The sequence below is a fragment of the Spirillospora sp. NPDC049024 genome, assembly GCF_040649235.1.
Lineage (GTDB): Bacteria > Actinomycetota > Actinomycetes > Streptosporangiales > Streptosporangiaceae > Spirillospora.
In genome coordinates this window covers 458,707-481,625 of the sequence record NZ_JBEZFD010000001.1, presented here as the reverse complement: position 1 = coordinate 481,625, position 22,919 = coordinate 458,707, and the positions used below count along the sequence as shown (strand labels likewise).

General features: G+C 72.6%; 22 protein-coding genes and 3 tRNA genes. 18 read left to right on the top strand and 7 right to left on the bottom strand.

Features of this window, described 5'->3' with window-relative positions:
* Positions 1-34: 34 nt before the first annotated feature.
* From AB0C21_RS02280 to AB0C21_RS02270, 3 genes are read right to left on the bottom strand one after another with little or no spacing between them, the layout of a single operon-like run.
* Entirely contained in the window at positions 35-922 is an 888-nt protein-coding gene (locus AB0C21_RS02280) for an NAD(P)-dependent oxidoreductase (protein ID WP_500202259.1), read from the bottom strand.
* Complete coding sequence (locus tag AB0C21_RS02275) at positions 919-1,653, bottom strand: SDR family oxidoreductase (protein WP_500202258.1); 735 nt, start codon at positions 1,651-1,653, stop codon at positions 919-921. Before AB0C21_RS02275 ends, AB0C21_RS02280 begins: the two co-directional genes overlap by 4 nt.
* A complete protein-coding gene (locus tag AB0C21_RS02270) occupies positions 1,650-3,110 on the bottom strand; it encodes an aldehyde dehydrogenase (RefSeq protein WP_500202257.1) in 1,461 nt (486 codons plus the stop codon). The genes AB0C21_RS02275 and AB0C21_RS02270 overlap by 4 nt, the downstream gene beginning before the upstream one ends.
* Before the next feature lie 154 nt (positions 3,111-3,264).
* On the opposite strand from AB0C21_RS02270, the gene AB0C21_RS02265 reads away from it, so the two are divergent.
* Both AB0C21_RS02265 and AB0C21_RS02260 read left to right on the top strand, forming a co-directional pair.
* Positions 3,265-4,173 (top strand): hypothetical protein, encoded by a 909-nt coding sequence (locus AB0C21_RS02265; RefSeq protein ID WP_500202256.1) that lies wholly within the window; start codon positions 3,265-3,267, stop codon positions 4,171-4,173.
* On the top strand, positions 4,170-4,553 hold the full coding sequence (locus AB0C21_RS02260) for a hypothetical protein (protein WP_500202255.1): 384 nt from the start codon (positions 4,170-4,172) through the stop codon (positions 4,551-4,553). The genes AB0C21_RS02265 and AB0C21_RS02260 overlap by 4 nt, the downstream gene beginning before the upstream one ends.
* Positions 4,554-4,617: 64 nt before the next feature.
* On the opposite strand, the gene AB0C21_RS02255 is transcribed toward AB0C21_RS02260, so the two are convergent.
* Positions 4,618-5,322, bottom strand: a complete 705-nt coding sequence (locus tag AB0C21_RS02255; protein WP_500202254.1) for an enoyl-CoA hydratase-related protein — start codon at positions 5,320-5,322, stop codon at positions 4,618-4,620.
* 75 nt (positions 5,323-5,397) lie between these two features.
* On the opposite strand from AB0C21_RS02255, the gene AB0C21_RS02250 reads away from it, so the two are divergent.
* The 8 genes from AB0C21_RS02250 to AB0C21_RS02215 all read left to right on the top strand — a co-directional run bounded on the left by AB0C21_RS02250 (position 5,398) and on the right by AB0C21_RS02215 (position 10,703).
* The gene (locus tag AB0C21_RS02250; protein WP_500202253.1) at positions 5,398-5,973 is read left to right on the top strand and encodes a TetR/AcrR family transcriptional regulator; all 576 of its coding nucleotides are present in this window, start codon (positions 5,398-5,400) and stop codon (positions 5,971-5,973) included.
* Positions 5,974-6,067: 94 nt separating this feature from the next.
* The gene (locus AB0C21_RS02245; RefSeq protein ID WP_500202252.1) at positions 6,068-7,573 is read left to right on the top strand and encodes a protein kinase domain-containing protein; all 1,506 of its coding nucleotides are present in this window, start codon (positions 6,068-6,070) and stop codon (positions 7,571-7,573) included.
* 223 nt (positions 7,574-7,796) lie between these two features.
* A tRNA-Leu gene (locus AB0C21_RS02240) sits at positions 7,797-7,870 on the top strand.
* A 5-nt stretch (positions 7,871-7,875) separates the two neighbouring features.
* Positions 7,876-7,948, top strand: a tRNA-Leu gene (locus AB0C21_RS02235).
* Positions 7,949-7,974: 26 nt separating this feature from the next.
* Positions 7,975-8,058, top strand: a tRNA-Tyr gene (locus tag AB0C21_RS02230).
* Between the two features lie 92 nt (positions 8,059-8,150).
* Positions 8,151-8,717, top strand: coding sequence for a TetR/AcrR family transcriptional regulator (locus AB0C21_RS02225; protein WP_500202251.1), 567 nt, complete (start codon positions 8,151-8,153; stop codon positions 8,715-8,717).
* Positions 8,718-8,727: 10 nt separating this feature from the next.
* The gene (locus AB0C21_RS02220) at positions 8,728-9,924 is read left to right on the top strand and encodes a cytochrome P450 (RefSeq protein ID WP_500202250.1); all 1,197 of its coding nucleotides are present in this window, start codon (positions 8,728-8,730) and stop codon (positions 9,922-9,924) included.
* Positions 9,924-10,703 carry an SDR family oxidoreductase gene (locus AB0C21_RS02215; protein WP_149257828.1) on the top strand — a complete coding sequence of 260 codons (780 nt, stop codon included), beginning with the start codon at positions 9,924-9,926 and terminating at the stop codon, positions 10,701-10,703. Before AB0C21_RS02220 ends, AB0C21_RS02215 begins: the two co-directional genes overlap by 1 nt.
* Positions 10,704-10,725: 22 nt before the next feature.
* Here AB0C21_RS02215 and AB0C21_RS02210 read toward each other — a convergent pair whose 3' ends face one another.
* Together AB0C21_RS02210 and AB0C21_RS02205 are read right to left on the bottom strand one after the other, a co-directional pair.
* Positions 10,726-11,175, bottom strand: coding sequence for a DUF3515 domain-containing protein (locus AB0C21_RS02210; RefSeq protein WP_500202249.1), 450 nt, complete (start codon positions 11,173-11,175; stop codon positions 10,726-10,728).
* A gap of 19 nt (positions 11,176-11,194) precedes the next feature.
* Entirely contained in the window at positions 11,195-11,428 is a 234-nt protein-coding gene (locus tag AB0C21_RS02205; protein WP_149257826.1) for an Lrp/AsnC family transcriptional regulator, read from the bottom strand.
* A 133-nt stretch (positions 11,429-11,561) separates the two neighbouring features.
* Between AB0C21_RS02205 and AB0C21_RS02200 the strand changes: the two genes are divergently transcribed.
* The 3 genes from AB0C21_RS02200 to thiD all read left to right on the top strand — a co-directional run bounded on the left by AB0C21_RS02200 (position 11,562) and on the right by thiD (position 14,316).
* Positions 11,562-12,482, top strand: coding sequence for a thiamine-phosphate kinase (locus AB0C21_RS02200; protein ID WP_500202248.1), 921 nt, complete (start codon positions 11,562-11,564; stop codon positions 12,480-12,482).
* 101 nt (positions 12,483-12,583) lie between these two features.
* Positions 12,584-13,474 (top strand): cellulose binding domain-containing protein, encoded by an 891-nt coding sequence (locus AB0C21_RS02195; RefSeq protein WP_500202247.1) that lies wholly within the window; start codon positions 12,584-12,586, stop codon positions 13,472-13,474.
* Between the two features lie 38 nt (positions 13,475-13,512).
* Complete coding sequence (gene thiD, locus AB0C21_RS02190; RefSeq protein WP_353820156.1) at positions 13,513-14,316, top strand: bifunctional hydroxymethylpyrimidine kinase/phosphomethylpyrimidine kinase; 804 nt, start codon at positions 13,513-13,515, stop codon at positions 14,314-14,316.
* A gap of 123 nt (positions 14,317-14,439) precedes the next feature.
* Here thiD and rpmB read toward each other — a convergent pair whose 3' ends face one another.
* On the bottom strand, positions 14,440-14,634 hold the full coding sequence (gene rpmB, locus AB0C21_RS02185; RefSeq protein ID WP_030164391.1) for a 50S ribosomal protein L28: 195 nt from the start codon (positions 14,632-14,634) through the stop codon (positions 14,440-14,442).
* Between the two features lie 185 nt (positions 14,635-14,819).
* On the opposite strand from rpmB, the gene AB0C21_RS02180 reads away from it, so the two are divergent.
* The 5 genes from AB0C21_RS02180 (at position 14,820) to AB0C21_RS02160 (ending at position 22,905) form a co-directional block, all read left to right on the top strand.
* Positions 14,820-16,409 (top strand): DAK2 domain-containing protein, encoded by a 1,590-nt coding sequence (locus tag AB0C21_RS02180; protein WP_500202246.1) that lies wholly within the window; start codon positions 14,820-14,822, stop codon positions 16,407-16,409.
* A 32-nt stretch (positions 16,410-16,441) separates the two neighbouring features.
* Positions 16,442-19,654: a helicase-related protein gene (locus AB0C21_RS02175; RefSeq protein WP_500202245.1), complete on the top strand. Its 3,213-nt coding sequence runs from the start codon at positions 16,442-16,444 to the stop codon at positions 19,652-19,654.
* 57 nt (positions 19,655-19,711) lie between these two features.
* The gene (locus AB0C21_RS02170; RefSeq protein WP_500202341.1) at positions 19,712-19,792 is read left to right on the top strand and encodes a putative leader peptide; all 81 of its coding nucleotides are present in this window, start codon (positions 19,712-19,714) and stop codon (positions 19,790-19,792) included.
* A gap of 58 nt (positions 19,793-19,850) precedes the next feature.
* On the top strand, positions 19,851-20,720 hold the full coding sequence (locus AB0C21_RS02165) for a HEAT repeat domain-containing protein (RefSeq protein WP_500202244.1): 870 nt from the start codon (positions 19,851-19,853) through the stop codon (positions 20,718-20,720).
* Between the two features lie 442 nt (positions 20,721-21,162).
* Positions 21,163-22,905 (top strand): serine/threonine-protein kinase, encoded by a 1,743-nt coding sequence (locus AB0C21_RS02160; RefSeq protein WP_500202243.1) that lies wholly within the window; start codon positions 21,163-21,165, stop codon positions 22,903-22,905.
* Positions 22,906-22,919 lie beyond the last annotated feature (14 nt).

Sequence of the window (22,919 nt, the reverse complement as noted above, 5' to 3'; positions counted from 1 at the left end):
GGGACGACCCCCCACACCCCCCGACTCGCTTCGCTCACTCATTGGTTTCTCCCGCCAGCCCCAGCCCCGCGCCGAAGCGTTCGAGTGCGATCCGGGCGAGCGGGGTGTCGACGCCCAGCTCGTCCGCCAGCTCCAGCGCGAGGGAGAGGTCCTTCTCGCCGAGGTCCCGCGTGTGACGCAGGATGTCGTACAGGTCGTCGTCCGGCTCCAGCGGCGCGGTCGTCGGCCGCAGCATGATCGAGCCGGCGCCGCCGGTGATCGCGTCGGTGTGCCGGACGACCCGCCCGAGCTTGCGCAGCGACACCCCGGCCGCCTCCGCGAGCCGCTGCGCCTCGGCGGCGGCGGTGAACGAGATGAAGTGCAGCATGTTGCGGGCCAGCTTCGTGCGGGTGCCCGCGCCGACCGGCCCCATGTGCAGGACGAGGTCCGCCCAGGCGCCGAACGGCTCACGGCAGCGGTCGAACGCCTCCTGCGTCCCGCCGACCATCACCGCGAGGCTGCCCGCGCTCGCCCCCATGAACCCGCCGCTCACCGGCGCGTCCACCACCTCGATCCCGTACCGCCCCGCCCGCGAGGCCAGGTCCTCGGCGGTCCGTGCGCGGATCGTCGAGTGGATCGCGAGGACCGTGCCCGGACGGGCGCTCGCCAGCACCTCCTCGCCGACCTCCATCACCTGGGCGTCGTCCCGGACCATGACCGACACCAGGTCGCAGCGCGCGGCGACCTCCGCGACGCTCCTGGCCGCCCGCGCGCCCGCCTTCACCAACGGCGCCACCGCCTCGGCCCGCGCGTCGTACACGACCAGGCGGTCGCCGGCCAGGTGGGCCGCCATCGGCGCACCCATCTGGCCGAGCCCGACGAAGCCGACCGCCATGCGCTCGCCCTCCGGGGGGACCTGCGCCTCCCCGTCCGCATCGTTCATGCGCGGAACACCTCGCCGCCGTCCACGTTGATGATCTGGCCGGTGATCCACGCGGCGTCGTCCGACAACAGGAACAGGCAGGCGCCCACGAGGTCCTCGGGCGACCCCATCCGCTTGAGCGCCATCTTGTCCCGGACGATCTTCTGCGACATGTTGCCCGGGACGACCGTCCGGTTCGCCTCGGTGTCGATCGGGCCGGGCGCGATCGCGTTCACGCGGATGTTCATGCCGCCCAGCTCGTGCGCGAGCTGCTGCGTGAGCCCGTTGACGCCGACCTTCGCCAGCCCGTAGAAGCCCGAGTACTGCCACGCCGCCGTGGACGACTGGTTGACGATGGAGCCGCCGCCCCGCGCCTGCATGTGGGGGTAGCAGGCGCGCGCGCACAGCAGCGCGCCGTCCATGTTCACCGACATGAACTTCTTGTAGTAGTCCCAGTCGACGGTGAAGAGGAAGTCCAGCTTCATCGTCCCGAAGATGGCGGCGTTGTTGACGAGATGGTCGATCCCGCCGAACCGCTCCACGGCCTTCTCCGCCATGGCCTCGACGGACGCGGGGTCGGACACGTCCGTCCGCACGAACAGGCCCTTGATCTCGTCCGCGACGTCCCGCCCGCGCTCATTGACGTCCGCGACCACCACTTGGGCGCCTTCAGAGGCCAGCGCCCGCGCGTACGCCTCGCCGATCCCCTGCGCGGCCCCGGTGACGACCGCGACCTTCCCCTCGAACCTCATACGCCCTCCGCGATCGCCTTGGTCTCCAGGTACTCCTCGAACCCGGCCACGCCCATCTCCCGGCCGATGCCCGACTGCTTGTAGCCGCCGAACGGGACGTCCGCGCCGTACCAGACGCCGCCGTTCACGCTGACCGTCCCGGTGCGCAGCCTCTTCGCGACCGCGCGCGCCCGCTCGACGTCGCCGCCGTGCACCGCGCCCGACAGCCCGTACGGCGAGTCGTTCGCGATCCGCACCGCGTCGTCGTCGCCGTCATGCGGCAGGATCACCAGCACCGGCCCGAAGATCTCCTCCCGCGCCGCGCGGGAGTCGTTGGTCAGCCCCGTGATCAGCGTCGGCTCGATCCAGAAGCCCTTGTCCCGGCCCTCCGGACGGCCGCCGCCGCACGCGAACGCGCCGCCGTCCTTGACGGCCAGCTCCAGGTAGCCCTCGATCCGCTCGCGCTGCCGCGCCGAGATGACCGGGCCGCAGATCGTCCGGTCGTCCTGCGGGTCCCCGGCGCCGAGCTTCGCCAGCGACCCGGCGGTGATCTCGACGGCCTCGTCGTGGCGCTCGCGAGGGACGAGGATCCGCGTCGTGATCGCGCATCCCTGCCCGGCATGGGCGACCCCGGCGAACGCCGCGTACGAGCACGCCGCCCGCAGGTCGGCGTCGTCCAGCACGATGAACGCCGACTTGCCGCCGAGCTCCAGGAACACCCGCTTGAGCGTCCCGGCCGCGCTCGCCATCACGTTCCGCCCCGTCGCGGTGGACCCGGTGAAGGAGACCAGGTCGACGCGCGGGTCCTGGGCGAGCTGGGCGCCCAGCGCGTGATCCGACGAGGTCACCACGTTGACCACGCCCGGCGGGATGTCGGTGTCGTTCGCGATGACCTCGCCGACCACTGCCGCGCACCAGGGCGTGTCGGGCGCCGGCTTCAGGACCACCGTGTTCCCCGCCGCCAGCGCCGGACCCAGTTTGGCGAGGTTGATCTGGTGCGGGAAGTTCCACGGGGTGATCGCGCCGACGACGCCCGCCGCCTCCCGGACGACCCGCCGGTGGCTGGGCATCCCCATCGGCTCCGCCCGCCCGAGGTCCCGCTCCCAGGCGTAGCCCTCGACCAGGTCGGCGAACCACCCGAGGTCGTCGACGGGCGCGTCCAACTGGGCCCCGTACGTCAGGAACCGAGGCGCGCCCACCTCCTTGATCGTGAGTTCGCGCAGCTCGTCGGCGCGCCGCCGCAACCCCTCCCGGAGCTGCCGCAGACACCGCGCGCGGAAGGCGTGGTCGGTCGCCCAGCCGGTCTCGTCGAACGCGCGGCGGGCCGCCGCGATCGCCCGGTCCATGTCGTCGGCGGAGGCGTCGGCGGCGGTGCCGAGCACCTCCTCGGTCGCGGGATTGATCGTCTCGAAGGCGCCGCCCGCCCCGGGGACGAGCCGCCCGTCCAGCAGAAGCAAGCGATCGGTTGTTCTGGACACCTGTCCAGACTAGCGTTCAGCCCCTGACGGGACGCAAGACGCCCCAGCAAATTCGCTTGGTAAGCCCCAGTATGGAATGTGACCAGGACCACAATCGTCGAACAGTTCAGCGAATACTCAGTGTGATCTTTCGATTGCTCATAGTGTCGAACGCATGCCGACACAGGAGCACGACATCTCGGCAGAGCTGTTCCGCTGGTCCCCCATGCTCGCCGCGGAACTGCTCACCGAGATGGGCGTCCCCCTCGCCGAAGTCCGGCAGGCCAGGGACGTCTCAGAGTCCTTCACCGACCTCAAGACGAAGGAGTACACAGCCGACGCGGCGATCGTCCTCGAAACAACCCGCGGCCGGACGGGCGTGGTGGTCGAGGTCCAGCGCAAGAGAGCCGAGGACAAGCGCTGGACGTGGCCCCTCTACCTCGCCACCCTCCGCAACCGCCAGCGCTGCCCCACCGTCCTCCTGGTGATCGCCCCCGACCCCGTGGTCGCCCAGTGGTGCGGCATCCGGATCGACACCGGCCACCCCGGGCACACCCTCACCCCGCTGGTCCTGGGGCCTGAACACGTCCCGCTCATGAAGGACGGCTCGCAGATCGCCGCCGACCCCGCCATGGGCGTCCTGTCCGCCTTATTCCACGGCACGGGCGAACACCAGGCCAACGTCCTGCGAAGCGCCTTCGACGGCGCGAACGTACTGGCAGAGAGTGGCCACGAACACGCCCACCGTTATTATCAGTTCGTGCAGGCAGTCCTACCCGAGGTGGCACGCAAGACCCTGGAGACCATGATGCGGACCGAATCGCCCTACTACGACACCCTGATGGCCCAAACCGCAGCCAAGAGCAAGGCCGAGGGCAAGGCCGAGGGCAAGGCCGAGGGCAAGGCCGAGAGCAGGGCCGAGGATGTGCTGCTGGTTCTGGAGCACCGGGGCATCGCGGTGAGTGAGGGGGAGCGGGAGCGGGTCCTCGGGTGCACGGACATGGCGCGGTTGGGTGTGTGGCTTGCTCGTTCGCTCACCGCCCAGACCGCCGCAGAAATATTCGGCCGAGGCGAAGAGCGGTGACCGATTCGACATGCGCCTCGCCTGGCGAGTTCCCACCGCTTGAGGCGGGGGACATCGCCACCGCCTTATCGGGCCTTTGTGGAATATGGGATGACTCGCCTCTCTATGACTACTACCTCGCCAAGGCCTATGCCCAAGGCATACCGAAGGGCTGGGCAGAGTTGTGTGCCGGGGGTGCTGCCAAGGCCTTTGCCGAGGCCTATGTCGAGGCGCGTGCCGAATCCATACTGTTGGTTCTGGAGCACCGGGGCATCGAGGTGAGTGAGGGGGAGCGGGAGCGGGTCCTCGGGTGCACGGACGTGGCGCGGCTGAACGCGTGGCTGGAGCAGTCGCTCACCGTTCGGACGGCCGCGGAGATCTTTGGGCGGGATGACGTGTGAGCTCGCACGGCTTCTAGTTCTGCTCTGGGCCCTCGTCCGCTTCGGTGGGTGGGGCCCTTGCGGTTTATGTGGGACTGGGCAGCGCCGCTAGGGCGAGGGTCGTTTCGTTTTGCAGGGCCTCTGGCTCGGGGAGGGTTTCCTGAGCTAGGAGTGAGGCTCGGGCTGCTTGGAGGGCGGGGGCGGGGAGGGACGCTATCCGGTCGGCCAAGGTCTGGGCTGTTTGCAGGGCCTCGCCGGGTGGGGTGAGGGTGGTGAGCAGGCCCCAGTCCGCGGCTTCATTGGCGGGGATCCGGCGGGCGGTCAGGACGGCCTCCAGGGCGCGTGCCTTGCCCACCAGGCGGGGGAGGCGGACGGTCGCGCCATCCAGGGGCGGGAGGCCGTGCTCGAAGTTGAGCAGGCCGAACTCGGCGGTCTCCGAGGCCACGCGCAGGTCGCACCACAGGGCCAGTTCGAAGCCGCCGCCGAAGCAGTAGCCCTCGATCGCCGCGATCACCGGCTTGGACGGGCGGGTGCGCGTGACCGCCATCGGGGGCGGGCCGTCGGGGGTCGGGGCGGGGAAGTCGCCCGCGGCCATCGCCTTCAGGTCGTTGCCCGCGCAGAACGCGCCGCCGGCGCCGGTCAGCACGGCGACCTTCGCGTCGCCCTCCTCGAAGTCGCGGACGGCCTCGGCCAGCCGCCGGGCGGTCGGGCCGTCGACCGCGTTGCGGCGGGACGGGCGGTCGAGGGTGATGACGTGGACGGGTCCCCGGCGTTCGGTCCGCACGGTCATGAGGCGCCTCCCTGTCTAGATCGATCGTCATACTAGATAGATCGATCTAGCGAGAGCAACGGCTAGGGTGTCGGCATGACGCGCGATACACGGACCCGGCTGCTGGAGGCTAGTGCCCAGCTGTTCCGCGAGCAGGGATATTCGGGGACGGGGCTCAAGCAGATCACCGCTGCCGGCGGCGCGCCGTGGGGGTCGCTGTACCACTTCTTCCCCGGTGGAAAGGAGCAGCTGGGGGCCGAGGCGGTGCGGCATTCGGGCGACCGGTACCTGCGCCTGTTCGACCTCGTCTTCGAGGGGGCCGGCCGTGATCTGGGGCAGTCGGTCCTCGACATGTTCCGGCTGAGCGCGGAGGCGTTGCAGAAGTCGGACTGGGGCGACGGCTGCCCGATCGCGACCGTGGCGCTGGAGGTCGCCGGCACGAGCGAGCCGCTGCGGCACGCGTGCGCGGACGTGTTCGCGTCATGGGAGCTCTCGCTCGCGCGGCGGCTGGCGGGCGCCGGGATCGCGGAGGAGCGCGCGAAGGATCTGGCCACCTACGTGCTGAGCGCCTTCGAGGGCGCGCTCGTGCTCAGCCGGACGGCGCATGACGTCAGGCCGCTGGAGGTGACGGCCGGGATGGTGGCCGGGACGGTGCGGGCCGAACTCGGCTGAGGCGCGCGCCTGGATGATCGCGGAGTGTGGCCGCGTGAGCCGTGGGGATGTGCCAGGCTTGTACGGCCGTTCGCCGTCTCAAGGAGATTGTCCCGTGCCGTACGCCGCCCTGCCGGAGCGCATCGGCCCCTACCGGGTCGTCGACCGTCTCGGCGAGGGTGGCATGGGGACGGTGTACGCGGGGCTGGACGCGTCCGGGCGCAAGGTCGCCCTCAAGGTGATCCGGCGGGAGTACGCGGCCGACCGGCAGTACCGCGCGCGGTTCGAGGCGGAGGTCTCGGCGGCGAAGCGCGTCCGGCCGTTCTGCACGGCGCCGGTCCTGGACGCCGACCCCGCCGCGGACCCGCCCTACCTGGTGACCGAGTTCGTCAACGGCCCGAGCCTGGACGCCGCCGTGGCGAAGGAGGGGCCGCTGCGCGGCGCCGACCTGGAGGCCGTCGCGGTCGGCATCGCGACCGCGCTGACCGCCATCCACGACGCGGGCGTGGTGCACCGCGACCTGAAGCCCGCCAACGTGCTGCTGTCCACGTTCGGGCCGCGCGTCATCGACTTCGGCATCGCCCGCTCCATGGACGGGACGCGCCTCACCGCGACCGGCGGCATCGTCGGCACGCCCGCGTTCATGGCCCCCGAGCAGCTGGACGGGCGCGGCGCGACCCCGGCGTCCGACGTGTTCGCCTGGGGCGCGACCGTGGCCTTCGCGGCGCGCGGCGGACCGTGCTTCGGCGGCGACTCGCTGCCGGCCGTCATCCACCAGATCATCAGCGGCGAACCCGATCTGAGCGGGCTCGACGGCACGCTGCTCAAGGCCGTCCAGGCGGCGCTGGCCAAGGACCCCGCGCGGCGGCCGTCCGCCCAGTCGCTGCTGGACGGCCTGATCTCCAGCGGCGTCCGGCAGTCCGCGCCGCCCTCGCAGCACACCCGGGCGCCGGGCCGGCACCGCACGGAGACGCCGTCGCAACCGCACACGCAGGCTGCGGGCCGGCACCGCACGGAGGCGCCCTCACAGCCGCACACGCAGGCGCCGGGCCGGCACCGCGCCGACGCGCAGTCCCAGGCGCCGGGGACGCAGGCGTCGGAGGTCGTCCCGCCGCTCGCCGCGGGGGAGGCGGCGGCGCTCGTCGAGGGGCAGTACCGGCAGGCCGCGCAGGCCGGCGACCCGGCCGCGATGCGCAACCTCGCCGTCCTGCTCAGCGGGCAGGGACGGACCGCCGAGGCGGAGAGCTGGAGCCGCTACGCCGACGCGATCGACGCCCGGCAGGCCGTCTACCAGCAGCCGACCGGGTACCGGCAGCCGACGGGGTACCAGGGCCAGCCGACGCAGGCGCCCCACCAGTACCCGGCCGCGCACCACCCGCACGGCAAGCCGCCCATGAACAGCCTCGCGATCTACGCGGTGTCCATGGGCGCGGTGGGGCTGATCACGTGCGGGCTGCCGTCCATCCCCGCGATCATCGCCGGGCACATGGCCTGGGTGCGGCTCCGGCGCTCCGGCGAGCGCGGGCTCGGACTCGCGGTGACGGGGATCGCGCTCGGCTGGATCATGGTCGCGTTCTGGGCGCTGGTCGCGTTCGGCGCGGCCCTGCCGGACGACAGCTGAGCCGAAAACCCGTTGCCGCAGTCGCGCGGCCGATGGCACCGTAGACGACGTCAGCCCGTCGAAGACGGTGACGCGAGACGTCCGAGAGGAGGACCGGCCATGGCTCTGGAGCAGTATCGACTTCGACTGCCCTCGGCGTCGCACGCCCGCCCCGGCCGGTATCCCGTCTCCTAGAGGCCCCGGCCGAGCCGCCGCGAGCGACGCCCGCCCTTGCGAGTCACGCGCGGCTCTACTCCAACAGGCAGAGAGGCCACTCTCAGGAAGTGGACGTTCCGGGTTCGAATCCCGGGAGCCGCACGCATGCCTCCGTAGTCCAACGGCAGAGACGGCAGCATGAGGTGCTGTGCGCTGGGGGTTCGAATCCCTCCGGAGGTACGGCGCGGGCCGGGCGGCCCGCGCGAGGGGCGGCGCCGACGTTCGGAGAGTCGGGCTTGGCTGTAACCCAAGTGTCGCTGACTGAGTGGGTTCGAATCCCACCCGCCTCACCCGGCGCCGCGCGCCGTCCGAGATGCCCCGACGTTGCGCGCGGCAGTCTTCTGAACTAATGTCTGGACACGTGTCCGGAAAATCCGAGCCCATGACCGAGTCCACCCGGCGCCGCCTCACCGAGCGGCAGGCCGACACGGTGCGGCGGCTGACCGACGCCGCCGTGGTGGAGGTCGGTGAGACCGGCTACGAGGGCCTGACCGTCCGCAACGTGGCCCGCCGCGCGGGCGTGGCGCCCGCGACCGCCTACACCTACTTCGCCTCCAAGAACCACCTGATCACCGAGGTGTTCTGGCGGCGGCTCAGCGCCCTGCCCCCGGTGGAGGCGGACGGGACGCTGCGCGAACGGGTCGTGGAGACGCTCCGCGAGATCGCGCTGCTGGTGTCGGACGAACCGGACCTCGCGGCGGCGTGCACCACCGCGCTGCTCGGCACCGACCCCGACGTCCGCGAACTTCGGATGCGGATCGGCTACGCGATCCGCGAACGGCTCCGCGCGGCGCTGCGCGAGCACGACGACCCCAAGATCCTCGGCGCGCTGGAGCTGGCCTACACCGGCGCGCTCGTGTACGCGGGCATGGGATACACGTCCTACGCCCGCATGGCCGACCGGCTCGCCGAGATGGCGGAGCTCATCCTCCCCGAGATCCCCGAGTGAGGTGACGGCCGTGGACCCTGCCGCGCAGGTCTCCTACAGCCCGTTCGACTACGCCGTCCACGAGGACCCCTACCCCCTCTACGCCCGCCTCCGCGAGGAGGCGCCCCTGTACCGCAACGACGAGATCGGCTTCTGGGCGCTGTCCCGGCACGCCGACGTGTCCGCGGCCTTCCGCGACCACGCGACGTTCTCCAACTCCCACGGCGTCTCGGTGGAGCCGAGCGCCTGGGGCCCGCACGCGCACCGGACGATGTCGTTCCTCGCGCTCGACCCGCCGCGCCACACCCGCATGCGCGCCCTCGTGTCGAAGGGCTTCACGCCCCGGCGGGTGAAGGAGCTGGAGGACGGCATCCTCGACCTGACCAGGCGCCACATGGAACCGGCCCTGGAGAAGGGCGAGTTCGACTTCGTCGCCGACTTCGCGGGCCTGCTGCCCATGGACGTCATCTCGGAGATGATGGGCGTGCCCGAGGCCGACCGGGCCGAGGTGCGCCGGCTCGCGGACACGGTCGTCCACCGCGAGGAGGGGCTGAACGACGTCCCGCCCGCCGGGATGGACGCCGCGCTCACCCTCGTCGGCTACTACCAGGACATGGTCGCCGAACGGCGCCGCAAGCCGACCGGCGACCTGACCTCCGCGCTGCTCGACGCCGAGATCGACGGCGACCGGCTGACCGACGAGGAGGTCATCGCGTTCCTTTTCCTGATGGTGGTCGCCGGGAACGAGACGACCACCAAGCTGCTCGCCAACGCCCTGTACTGGGGGGCGCGGAACCCGGACCAGGCCGCCAAGCCGCTCCGCGACCCGGCCCGCGTGGACGACTGGATCGAGGAGACGCTCCGCTACGACACCTCCAGCCAGATGCTCGCCAGGAAGGTCACGCGGGACGTCGAACTGCACGGACAGAGGGTCCGCGAGGGCGACCGCATGCTCCTGCTCATCGGGTCGGCCAACCGCGACCCGCGCGTGTTCGCCGACGCCGAGACCTACGACCTCGACCGCGACACCTCGCAGCTCGTCAGCTTCGGCGGCGGCCGGCACTTCTGCCTCGGCGCGAACCTGGCGCGGCTGGAGGCGCGCATCGCGCTGACCGAGTTCGTCCGCCGCGTCGCCTCCTACGAGGTCGACCACGCGAACGCCGAGCGGGTGCACTCGGTGAACGTCCGCGGTTTCGCGGCACTGCCCGTACGTGTGGAGGTGCGCTGATGCCCAGGTTCGAGCCCCATCCAGAACGGCGCGCGGCCGTGGTCGCCGGCGCCTCGTCGGGGATCGGCGCGGCGACCGCGACGGCGCTGGCGATGGCCGGGCACCCGGTCGCGCTCGGCGCCCGGCGCGTCGACAAGTGCGAGGAACTGGCCGCGACGGTCCGGGCCGGCGGGGGAGAGGCGTTCGCGCACCCGCTGGACGTCGCCGACTCCGACTCGGTCAAGGCGTTCGCCGCCGCGGCCGCCGACGCGCTCGGCCCCATCGAGATCGTCGTCTCCAGCGCGGGCGACCTGTCCGCCGGACGCCTCCACGAACTCGACACCGCCGAGTTCCTCGCGCAGGTGCAGGTCCACCTCGTCGGCGCGCACCGGCTCGTCTCGCATTTCGTCCCGCAGATGGTGGCGCGGAGACGCGGCGACATCGTGTTCGTCTCGTCCGACACCGTCCCCGCCCCTCGCTCCTGGACGGGCGCCTATGTCGCGGCCAAGAACGGCGTGGAGGGCATGGCCCGGACGATGCAGATGGAGCTTGAGGGGACGGGCGTCCGGGCGTCCATCGTCCGGCCCGGACCGACCGCGACCGGGATGGGCATGAGCTGGGATCCGGACACGACCGGCGCCGTCCTGGAGGACTGGGTGAAGTGGGGCCACGCCCGCCACCCGTACTTCCTGCGCCCGTCCGACGTCGCCGCCGCCGTCGCCGCGATCGTCGCGGCCCCGCGCGGCGCTCACCTCCGGCTCGTCGAGGTCCAGCCCGAAGCGCCCCTGGAGGAACCGTGAGCCCGTTCTCGGGGGCGGTCGATCAGATCTGGCCCTCGGGCTTCGCGGGGATCGTCGCCTTGATCGCGGGGCCCAGTTCGATCAGCACGTCCCCGGCCGGGTTGTACTTCGGGGGCACGGTCACCTCGACGTAGGCCTGGCGCCCCACCGCGGTGAAGGTCACCGGCCGGCCGGCGGGCTGCCCGAACCAGTCGATCCCGTTGATGGTCACCAGCTCGGACGTCGGGCGCAGCGTGGGAGGCCGCGGTACCCCGCAGCGCAGCGCGATCGCGGGGGAGCCCCAGGCGGCGGTCAGCGGCGAGTCCGGGGAGGTGTCGCGGCGCTTCTGCCCGTGCACCTTCTCGGGCAGCCGCAGTCCCTGGCACAGCCGCTGGGTCGCCGCGTCGGGGCTCGGCACCGGAACCTGCACCGCCCCGTCCCCGCACCCCGCCGCGAGCAGCGCCAACCCGCCGAGAAGGACCGCGACCCGCACGGCTGCTGCCGTGAGGTGCTCAGATGTGGACGATCGGGCAGGTGAGGGTCCGCGTGATGCCCTCGACCGCCTGGATCTGCGCGACGACGAGCTTGCCCAGCTCGTCCACATTCCGCGCCTCCGCTCGGACGATCACGTCGTAGGGTCCGGTGACGTCCTCCGCCCGAGTGACACCCGTTATGCCGGAGATGTGGCTCGCCACCTCGGCTGCCTTACCGACTTCGGTCTGGATGAGGATGTAGGCCTGCACCATCACGTCCTCCCCAAGCGGAGAATCAACCGTCGGACGGTTCACCGTATCGTGTTACGCGCCGCCACGGGCGGTCGGGGTACGGCGTGCCCGGTGGGAACCGGGAGAAACGCGGGAAAACGGGGGAACGGCGCGAATGGGGACGATCGGCGAGCTGGGCGAGTTCGGCCTGATCGGCCGGTTGACCCGGCGGCTGCCGCAGGGTCCGGCGGTCCGGCTCGGCCCCGGCGACGACGCCGCGGTGATCGCCGCGCCGGACGGCCGTGTCGTCGCCACCACCGACCTCCTCGTGGAGGGACGGCACTTCCGCCGCGACTGGTCCCGCCCCTACGACATCGGGCGCAAGGCCGCCGCCCAGAACCTCGCCGACGTCGTCGCGATGGGCGCGCGTCCCACGGCGCTGCTCGTCGGCTTCGCGGCCCCGGCCGATACCGACGCCGGCTGGGCCGAGCGGCTCTACGACGGGCTCGCCGACGAGTGCCGCGCCGCGGGGGCGTCCGTCGCGGGAGGCGACGTCGTCGCCGCGCCGCAGGTCACCCTCGCGGTCACCGCGCTCGGCGATCTCGGCGGCGCCGCGCCGCTCACCCGGTCCGGTGCGCGGCCGGGCGACATCGTGGCCGTCCGGGGCAGGCTCGGCTTCGCCGCCGCCGGCCTCGCGCTCCTGGACGCCGGCCTGGACGGGCCCGAGGAGTTGATCGCGGCGCACCGCCGCCCCGAGCCCCCCTACACCGCCGGGGAGGAGGCGCGGACGCACGGCGCCACCGCCCTGCTCGACGTGAGCGACGGGCTCGTCCAGGACCTCGGGCACATCGCCGAGGCGAGCGGAGTCCGGATCGACGTCGACTCCGCGTCCGTGCCCGTCCCGAAGATCCTCGGACCGAACGGGGCGAACTACGCGCTCACCGGCGGCGAGGACCACGCGTTCGCCGGAACCTACCCGGTGGGCGCCGTCCTGCCCCCATCCTGGACACGGATCGGGACCGTCGCCGAAGGGGCCGGCGTGCGGGTGGACGGAGGCGAACCGCCCGCCGGCGCGTGGGACCATTTCCCAGGCTGAACGCCCCGCGCACGCAGCGCGTACAGCCGTGTGCGTTGACGCATCCGGTAGGCATGCTTGGTGCGGGTTTGGTATACATCCTGTGATCGAAGAGGGATGGGATGGGACGACACTCCAGGCTTGAGCAACCGGACGACGACCCCGTACCGGGCGCCGAAGCGTCGCGAGGGCCGTACTACGGGGCCCCGGTCGACCCCTCTTACGACATCTTCTCCGGGCCGACCGACGACCGGGTGTACGTGTCGCCGCACGACCGGGTGAGGTCGGGTCCGCCGCCGGTCGCCGAACGCCAGCACGACCCGCCTTCGGACCCGTACCGGTTCGACCCGCTTCCTGGGGACTACCCCGGCGACTACCCGGGCGCTCCCACGGCGGCGTTCCCCGAACTGCCGCGCGAGACGCCGCCTCCCGAATTCGGGAGCACGTCCGACCCGCTGGAACCCGAGGATCCGTCCGACTCCTCCGGCAAGCAGGGCTGGACGAAGCTCGTCTCGGTGCTCCCGCTCCCGCTGCTCCCCATCGTCGCGCTGGTCATCGCCGTCGGGATCGTCTCCTACGCGCTGAGCACCCAGCAGATCTCCCTCAACTTCGCGGGCGGCACGCCGAAGACCAGCCAGACCGACCCGCGCGACAACCAGGTCTCCCAGCGCGGCCCCGGCGAGCGCGCCAGCCGCGGCGCCGGCCGCCCCGACGGCCTCGTCATCGGGTTCCGCGTCGCCTCCCGGACGCCCGGGGGGTTCAAGGCCACCGCCACCATCGCCAACAAGAGCCAGGTGCCGGTCAGCAGGTGGGCGCTCGCCTTCAAGATCCCTAACGCGTCGGTCACCGCCGTCAGCGGCGCCACCGTCGTGCGGACCGGCACGGTCGGCTTCGTCCGCGGCCGCACCGGCATCGCGCCCGGCGGCACGGTGCGGATCGTGTTCACCGCCAAGGGGACCCCGTCCAAGCCGTCCAGCTGCATCCTCAACAAGCTCCCCTGCACGCTGGTCTGAGCTCGCCGCTCCCGGCAGATCGCCATAAAGTGGGCGGTATGACGCGCTCCGCCCTCGCCCCGCCCCTCGTGCTCACCATCGCGGGCTCGGACTCCGGCGGCGGCGCCGGCATCCAGGCCGACCTGAAGACCATGCTCGCGCTCGGCGTCCACGGGATGAGCGTCATCGCCGCCGTCACCGCGCAGAACTCCCTCGGCGTCCAGGGCTACTGGGAACTGCCGCCCGAGGCCGTGCGCGCCCAGCTCGACTCCGTGCTGTCCGACATCGGCGTCCACGCGATCAAGACCGGCATGCTCGCCTCCACCGGACTGGTGGAGATCGTCGCCGAGGCCCTCGCCGCGTCCGACGCCCCCGCCGTCGTCGACCCGGTCGGCGTCTCCAAGCACGGCGACTCGCTGCTCGCGCCGGACGCCGTGGACGCCGTCCGCTCGGTGCTGCTGCCGACGGCGACCGTCGTCACGCCCAACCTGTACGAGGTGGAGCAGCTCACCGGCGTCAAGGTCGTGGACGAGTCGGGGCTGCGCGAGGCGGCCGAGGCGGTCAAGGCGCTCGGCCCCGCATGGGTGCTCATCAAGGGCGGACACCTGCCCGGCGAACCCGCCGACCTGCTCTTCGACGGGGAGCGGGAACACCGCTTCACCGCCCCGAGGCACGACAACCGGCACACCCACGGAACCGGCTGCACGCTCGCGTCCGCCATCGCCTCGTACCTGGCGCTCGGCGACGACGTCCCGGCGGCGGTGGCGAAGGCGAAGGAGTACGTGACGGGCGCCATCGCGGCGGGCTTCCCCTTGGGCGCCGGCATCGGCCCCGTCGACCACGCCTGGCGGAACCGCCACTGAGCGCTCTTCGGCGGCACGCGGGGTGGCACTCGGCGGGAACGCAAAAGTCGGCTCATCGGAAGATTCCGATGAGCCGACCGAAGCCGTGAAGCGGGCCGGCCCGAGGGGACGGCCCGGGAAGGCTCAGACCGTCGGCTTGACGACCTTGCCGGCCTTGATGCAGGACGTGCAGGCGTTGATCCGCTTGGTGCTGCCGTTCACGACGGCGCGCACGCGCTGGATGTTGGGGTTCCAGCGGCGCGGGGTGCGGCGGTGCGAGTGGGAGACGCGCATGCCGAAACCGGGTCCCTTGCCGCAGACGTCGCAGACGGAAGCCACGGGAAACTCCAAGTGGTGTCGATGCTCTGATCGGAGCGCCACCCCGGTGCCGCCGCGGGCGGGCCGGGCATCATGGGCGCTCACTGATGAGCGCCACGGAAGTGGCGCGTGGACCAGACTAGCCGACTGCCAGTCGGGTTAGCGAATCGGCGGCGCCGGGACACGGCGGCGCGGAAGGGAGCACGGTGGCCCTGGACGATGCGGCGGTCCTCGACGGCGCGGCGGTGCGGCGGTGGTGCAGGCTCGCGGCGGAGGCGCTCGGGCGGACGAGAGCCGAGATCGACGCGCTCAACGTCTTCCCCGTCCCGGACGGCGACACCGGCACCAACCTGCACCTCACCGTCATCGCGGCGGCCGACGCCCTCGACGAGCCGCCGGCCGGCGCGGACCCGTGGCGGACCCTGGCGCAGGGGGCGCTGCTCGGCGCGCGCGGCAACTCCGGCGTGATCCTGAGCCAGGTGTTCCGGGGGCTCGCCGACGTCCTCGGCCCGCTGGAGGCGCCGGACGGCGCGTCCTTCGCCGCCGCTCTCGACCACGCGTCCGTCCTCGCCCGCGGGGCCGTCGAGCATCCCGTCGAGGGCACGATCCTCAGCGTCCTCGCCGAGGCCGCCGCGTCCTCGGCGACGGTTTCCGGCGCCGGGCTCCCCGAGACGGCGCGGGCCGCCGCCGCGGGCGCCCGGCAGGCGCTGGGCCGCACCACCGGCCAGCTGGACGTGCTGGCCCGCAGCGGCGTCGTGGACGCCGGCGCGGCCGGGCTGTGCGTGGTGCTCGACGCCCTCGTCGCCGTGGTCACCGACGAGTACCCCGAGCGGTACGAGATCCCGGCCCGCACCGCCGGGACGCCCCCGCCCGCCGGGGAGCCCCCGGCGCCGCAGGGCTCCGGCTACGAGGTGATGTACCTGCTGGACGCGCCCGACGGCGCCGTCCACACCCTGCGCGAGCGCCTCGACGGCCTCGGCGACTCCCTCGTCGTGGTCGGCGGCGACGGGCTGTGGAACGTCCACGTCCACGTGGACGACGCCGGAGCCGCCATCGAGGCGGGCATGGCCGCGGGACGCCCGCACCGGATCCGCGTCACCTACCTGCACGCCGCCGAAGGCCCGCACGCGCCGCACACCGGCCGCGCGGTGATCGCCGTCACCGCCGCCGACGGGCTGGCCGCGCTGTTCGAGGAGTGCGGGGCGCGGGTCGTGCGGCGCGAGCCCGGCGCCGTCCCGCCGCTCGCGGTGCTGGCCGAGGCCATTCTCGCCGCCGGCGACGAGGTGGCCGTCCTGCCGAACGAACCCGAGGTCCTCGCCCTCGCCGAGGCCGCCGCGGAGCGCGCGCGGGACGGCGGGGCGCGCATCGCGGTGGTCCCGACCAAGGCGTCCGTCCAGGGGATGGCGGCGCTCGCCGTGCACGACCCGCTGCGCCGCTTCGACGAGGACGTGATCGAGATGACCCGCGCCGCCGGCGCGACCCGCTTCGGTCATCTGGAGGTCGCCGCCCAGGAGGCGGTGACGAGCGCGGGCCTCTGCCAGCCGGGCGACGTCCTCGGCCTGATCGAGGGCGACGTCGCGATGATCGGCGCGGACCTCGCCGAGGTGGCCCGCGACGTCCTGGACCGGATGCTGTCGGGCGGCGGCGAGCTGGTCACGCTGATCCCCGGCCGGCACGCCCCGCCCGGCCTCGCCGCGGAACTGGAGGACCTGCTGCGCGTGCGGCACCCCGACGTGGAGGTCGGCGTGTACGCCGGCGACCAGGAACGCTACCCCCTGCTCATCGGCGTCGAGTGAATCCCGTCGCCCCCATCGGCTAGAAAAGACCCGTGGCTAACCTCGACGAGCCGTTGCGCAAGGTCCTCGGCGACAAGACGGCCAACGCGCTGAAGAAGGGCCTCGACCTGCACACGGTCGGCGACCTCCTGCACCACTACCCGCGCCGCTACGCCCACCGCGGCGAGCTGACGCAGCTCAGCGGCCTGCAGGACGGCGAGCACGTCACGGTCATGGCGGAGGTCGTGAAGGTGCAGGGCCGCACCCTCACCCGCAGCCCCGGCTACGTCCTGGAGATCACCGTCACCGACGGCACCGGCCTGCTCAAGCTCAGCTTCTTCGGCCGCAAGGGCTCCTACCGGCCGGAGAAGGAGCTGTCGCCGGGCACCCGCGGCCTGTTCGCCGGGAAGATCAGCACCTATGTGCCCCGCAGCGGCAAGACCGTCCGGCAGCTGACCCATCCGCAGTACAAGGTCGTCCACGAGAAGGGCGCCGAGGAGGCCGCGCAAGAGTGGGCGGACGAGATCATCCCGATCTACCCGTCCACCAAGTCGCTGCCCATCGAGGCGATCAGCACCTCCGTCGAGACCGTCCTGGCCCAGCTCGACCTCCCCGACGACCCCGTGCCCGAGGCGCTCCTGCGCCGCCGCCACCTGATCGGCCTGCGCGAGGCGTACGAGGGCATCCACCGCCCCCGCACCTGGGACGAGCTGGGCCGCGCCAAGGCCCGCCTCAAGTGGGACGAGGCCTTCGTCGTCCAGATCGCCCTCGCCCAGCGCCGCGTCGCCGCCGCGGCCCTCCCCGCCAAGCCCCGCCCCCCGTCCTTCGGCGGCATCCAGGCGGAGTTCGACGCGCGCCTGCCCTTCGAACTCACCAAGGGCCAACGCCAGGTAGGCGACGAGATAGCCGCCGACCTTGCGAAGAGCCACCCCATGCACCGCCTCCTCCAAGGCGATGTCGGAGCGGGCAAGGCCCAGCCGCTGGATTCCGAGGTGCTGACGCCGAGCGGCTTCCGGCGGATGGGCGACCTGGCGCCGGGAGACGAGGTGATCACGCCCGGCGGCGAGGTCACCGTGGTGACCGGGGTGTTCCCGCAGGGAGAGCGTGACGTCTACCGGCTGGTCATGTCCGATGGCACGTCGGTGGAATGCGACGACGAGCACCTCTGGGCCGTGAAGACGGATACGGGATGGCATCGGGGAAGCCCGCTCAAGGTGTTGACGACGAAGGAACTGCGTGCGGACCTCCTGCGCAGGTCCGGGGGCAGCAAGTGGTACGTCCCCCTGGTCGAAGCCCCTGAGTTGGACACGCCCGCGGACCGTCCGGTCGACGCGTACCTCTTGGGGCTCCTGCTCGGCGACGGATTCATGAAGTACGGGCGGGTGGAGATCTCGACCCGCGACCAAGAGGTCATCGATGCGGTCGCCTTGCTCGTCCCGGACGGGTGCAGGCTGCGCCGCAGGCAGGACCGCCCGCTCGCCTGGTCGATCCTCGGCGAGCGTCGCGGGGCCGGGAACCCGTTGATCGCTGCGCTCCGCGACCTCGGCGTCTACGGGAGGGGGGCTTGGGACAAGTTCGTCCCCGCCGCGTATCTGAACGCTCCGATCAAGCAGCGGCACGCCCTGCTGCAAGGTCTGCTCGACACCGATGGGACGCTGCGGGCCGAGGGCAGGGACGTCAGCCTGCTCTCCGCGTCGAAGCACTTGGCCGAAGCGACCGCATGGCTGACGCGCTCACTGGGCGGCTACGCACGGTGCCGGGAGGTCCATAAGGCGGGCAAGCGGTACTGGATGACCAGCGTCGCGTTGCCGGACGCCTACCCGCCTTTCAGGCTGTCCCGCAAGGCCGAAAGGCTCCGGCCCCGCACGAAGTACGAACGTCGGCGCAAAGGTATCCGCGCCATCGAGTACGTGGGCCGCAAGGAGGTCCAGTGCATCTCCGTCGCCCACCCCGGGCGCCTCTACGTCTCCGACGGCTGGACCCCCACCCATAACACGGTGGTCGCGTTGCGGGCGATGTTGCAGGTGGTGGACGGGGGAGGGCAGGCGGCGCTGCTGGCGCCGACGGAGGTGCTGGCTCAGCAGCACTACCGGTCGATCACCGGGATGCTCGGCGATCTGGCGCAGGCGGGGCAGATCGGCGGGGCCGAGCACGCCACCCGGGTCGCGCTGCTGACCGGGTCGCAGGGGGCGAAGGCCCGCAAGGAGGCGCTGCTGGACGCGGCGTCCGGCGCGGCGGGGATCGTCGTCGGCACTCATGCGCTGCTGCAGGAGACCGTCCAGTTCGCCGACCTCGGGCTCGTCGTGGTCGACGAGCAGCACAGGTTCGGCGTCGAGCAGCGCGACGCCCTGCGCGAGAAGGTCGACGGCGGCCGCCCGCACGTCCTGGTCATGACGGCGACGCCGATCCCGCGCACGGTGGCGATGACCGTCTTCGGCGACCTGGAGACCTCGGTGCTCGGGCAGCTCCCGGCGGGGCGGTCGCAGATCCAGACGCACGTCGTCCCGCCCGAGAAGCCGGCGTTCCTCGCCCGCACCTGGGAGCGGATCAAGGAGGAGGCGGCGAACGGCCGGCAGGTCTACATCGTCTGCCCGCGCATCGGCGACCAGGAGGGCGACGAGGGCGATGCCGTCGTCGCCGAGGAGGGCGACCGCCGGTCCCCGCTCGGGATCATGGAGGTGCTGCCGAAGCTGGAGGAGCTGCTCTCCGGGCTGCGCATCGGCGTCCTGCACGGCAAGCTGCACCCGGACGAGAAGGACGCGGTCATGCGCCGCTTCACCGCGCGGGAGCTGGACGTCCTGCTCGCCACCACGGTCATCGAGGTCGGCGTGGACGTGCCCAACGCCACCGTCATGGTGATCATGGACGCGGACCGGTTCGGCGTCTCCCAGCTCCACCAGCTGCGCGGGCGCGTCGGCCGCGGCTCGCTGCACGGCCTCTGCCTGCTCGTCACCGACGCCGCGCCGGGCAGCAAGGCCCGCGAGCGGCTGGACGCCGTCGCCTCCACCACCGACGGGTTCAAGCTGTCCCGGCTCGACCTGGAGCAGCGCCGCGAGGGCGACGTGCTCGGCGCCGCGCAGGCGGGGCGCGCGTCCAGCCTGCGGCTGCTCACGCTCCAGCGGGACGAGGACGTGATCCGCGACGCCCGCGAGGAGGCGACCGCGCTCGTGGAGGCCGATCCGGACCTGTCGAGCCACTCCGGCCTGGCCACCGTCCTCGCGTCCCTGCTCGACGAGGAGCGCGCCGACTTCCTGGAGAAGACATAACAGGTATTGCCGACCTATTTGGTTGACAATGCCGCCCGGCCGGGTCACGATGAACACGTGAACCCGAGTCATGCCCTGATCGCCCGCCTGCACGTCGACCTCCGGCGCCAGGCGAGCGCCCTGTGTTCCCGTCGCTGATCCCGCGCCCCTCGGCGGGCCCATGCCCGTCCCGGATCCGACGGCCAGGAGGCCACCCATGACTCACACCATCCCGCTCCGGCTGGACCAGGCGGAGGAGCTCCTCCGCGACCCCGACCCCGCGACCCGCGCCGCCGCGCTCGCGGCGCTCACCCGGGCGGCACGCGCGGGGCAGGCGCCGCGCGGCACCGGCGACACTTTCGCCTGGGCGCTCGCCGACGAGGACGAGGCCGTGCGCCGCGCCGCCGCCGACGCCCTGCGCGACCTGCCCGAGCTCTACTTCGGCGACGACGGCGTGGACGCCCTGCTCCTCGCCGCGGCCGACGGCCGCGACTCCGCGGTCCGCGAGACCGCCGCCGACCTGATCGGCATCCTCGCCAAGGGCGCCGGCGAGCTGTACGCGCAGGGGTTCGAGGACGACGAGCCCCAGGTCCGCATCCAGGCCGTCCTCGGCCTGGTGGCGCTGCGCGAGGTCGCCCGCGTCGCCGAGGCCGCCGACGACCCGTCCCGCGAGGTCCGCGTCGCCGTCGCCGAGGGCCTCGGCCGCCTCGCCCGCCCCTCCGGCCTGCCCGCGCTCGAACACCTCCTCGCCGACCACGACCCCGTCGTCCGCCTCGCCGCCCTCGCCGCCGCCGCCGACCTCGGCGTCCCCGAACCGCTGGAAGGACGCGTCGTCACCGCGATCGCCCACGCCGACTGGCAGGTCCGCTGCCACGCCGTCCGCGCCCTCTCCAAGGCCCGTCCGGAGGTCGCCGTCCAACCGCTCATCAAGGCCCTGCGCGACCGCACCGTCGACGTCCGCCGGGCCGCCGTCCAAGCCCTCGAACAATGGGCCACCGACCTCCCCGAGGTCGTGACGGCCCTCACCGAAACCCTCGCCGACCCAGACCCGGGCGTCCGAACCCAAGCCCGCTGGTCCCTGGCCTAAAGGCAGAGACTCAGCGAACCACCGGCCCGGTCTTCCCACTGGGAGGAAGACCGGCCATGGGCGAGACCGTCAGCGTGGCACGGCGCTGGCGGTCTTGCTTATTGCTTTTTCTCCTCCTTCGGGCCTGGCGGCCCTCCATCGTCGGAAAAAGCGGGCGATCGCTGGCATCGCTCCGTCTCGCCTTGCGGCTCGCTGCGCGATCAGATTCTCGCTTCGCTCGAATCTGCCTTCGGACGCGATCGCGGGCCCCAGGTTGTCGCGTGGTGCTGTGGTGGCTGAGGTCGTTGCGGTGGGTTTCTGCTTGCTCGGGCGTTCGGGGGGCGGTCACTGTGAACACATGGTTGATCACGGAGGTCTAACGTGAGTGGATGGTAAGTAGCCGTCGGGGGGCTGTCCGGGTAGAGGTCCCCGTGGGTGTGCATGCGACTAAGGAGCTCCCCCTATGACGTCCGTTGGGCCTTTGGTGCATGGGGACCCTGCCTGGCTTGGGCGTTATGAGCTTGTTGGGCGGTTGGGGGAGGGTGGGCAGAGCGTCGTCTATCTCGGGCGGCGTGAGGACGGCGGGCAGGCGGCGGTGAAGCTGCTGCGCGACCAGCTCAGCCGCAGTCCCGAGTGGCGGGCGCGGTTCGAGCGCGAGATGCGGATGATCGGGCGGGTCGCGGGGTTCTGCACGGCGCAGGTGCTGGACGCCGACATCTCCGGCGACCTGCCTTACGTGGTCAGCGAGTACGTGCCGGGTCCGTCGCTCAGCGGGCTCGTGAACGAGCGGGGGCCGCGCACCGGGACCGACCTCGACCGGCTGGCGATCGGCACCGTGACGGCGCTCGCGGCGATCCACCGCGCGGGGATCCTGCACCGCGACTTCAAGCCGTCCAACGTGCTGATGGGGCCGGACGGGCCGCGCGTCATCGACTTCGGCATCGCGCGGGTCGTCGGCGCGGCGTCGGCGAAGGGGAGCGGCGTCGTCGGGACGCCGTCCTACATGGCGCCCGAGCAGGTCACCGACACCGACCTCGGCACCGGCGTGGACATGTTCACCTGGGCGGCGACGATGCTGTTCGCGGCGACGGGGCGGCACCCGTTCGGCAACGACACGATCTCCGCGGTGTTCCACCGGATCCTGAACTACGAGCCCGACCTGTCGCCGCTGCCGGAGTCGCTGCGCGGCGTCGTCGCGGCGTGCCTGGCCAAGGACCCGGCGAGGCGTCCCGAGGCGGAGCAGGTGCTCCTGGACCTGCTCGGCGGGCAGTCCGTTCCGCAGGACGAGGGGGCGCTCAGCACCGGCGCCCATTTCGCCGGGGACGCGCGCGTGCCGGTGACCGTGGCGGGCCCCGAGCGGCCGATGGGCACCGGTTCGGGCGGGACGCGTCCGCCCGAGCCGGTCCGCCCCCGGCGGCGCCGCGGACTCGGGATCGCCGCGGCCGTCGCGGCGCCGCTGATCGCGCTCGCCGCGGGCGGGACGGCGTGGGTGCTGCTGGCGGACGGCTCCGACACCGACCACGCGGAGGCGGGCACCGGCTCGGCGGCCCCGCCTCCCGCGGCGGCCGAGGCCGTGGGGCCGGCCGCCCAGGCGATCGAGGCGGTGCTCAGCTTCGACCACGCCCGGTTCGACCAGAACGTGGCCGCCGCGCACCGGGTCTCCACGCCCCGGTACGGCGCCGACTACGACCGGCAGCTCGCGACGCGCAAATACCGCGACGAGCTCACGGCCAAGAAGGGCTCGGTGACGGCGGACGTCGTCGACGCCGCCGTCGTGTCCGCCGCGTCCGGGAAGGTCACCGTGCTGTCGTACGTCAAGCGGACGGTCCGCGCCGAGAACGCCGATCCGTCCCGGCTCCAGGACCCGATGCGCGCGACCATGGTGAGGCAGGGGAGCGGGTGGCTGCTCGACAGCCTGTACTCGCTGAAGGCGGGGTCTCCGCGCGCCGACACGTCGGGCGCGTCCTGGCCCGGCAAGGAGGCGCGGGCCGCGTTCGACGCCGCCTCTCGCGACCCGTCCGTCGCGCGGGGGACGCCGCTGGAGGTCGGCCTGCGCGGGGGCGGGACGCGGAACGAGATGACGGCGCTGGTTCTGGTCGGCGAGTGCAAGGGCGGCTGCACCGACGCTGATGCGGTCGCCGTTCGCCGACTGCTGCTGGAGCGGGCTGGGAGCGGCTGGAAGGTCGGGCGGTCCGAAGGACTCTGAACAGCCGGCTTCTG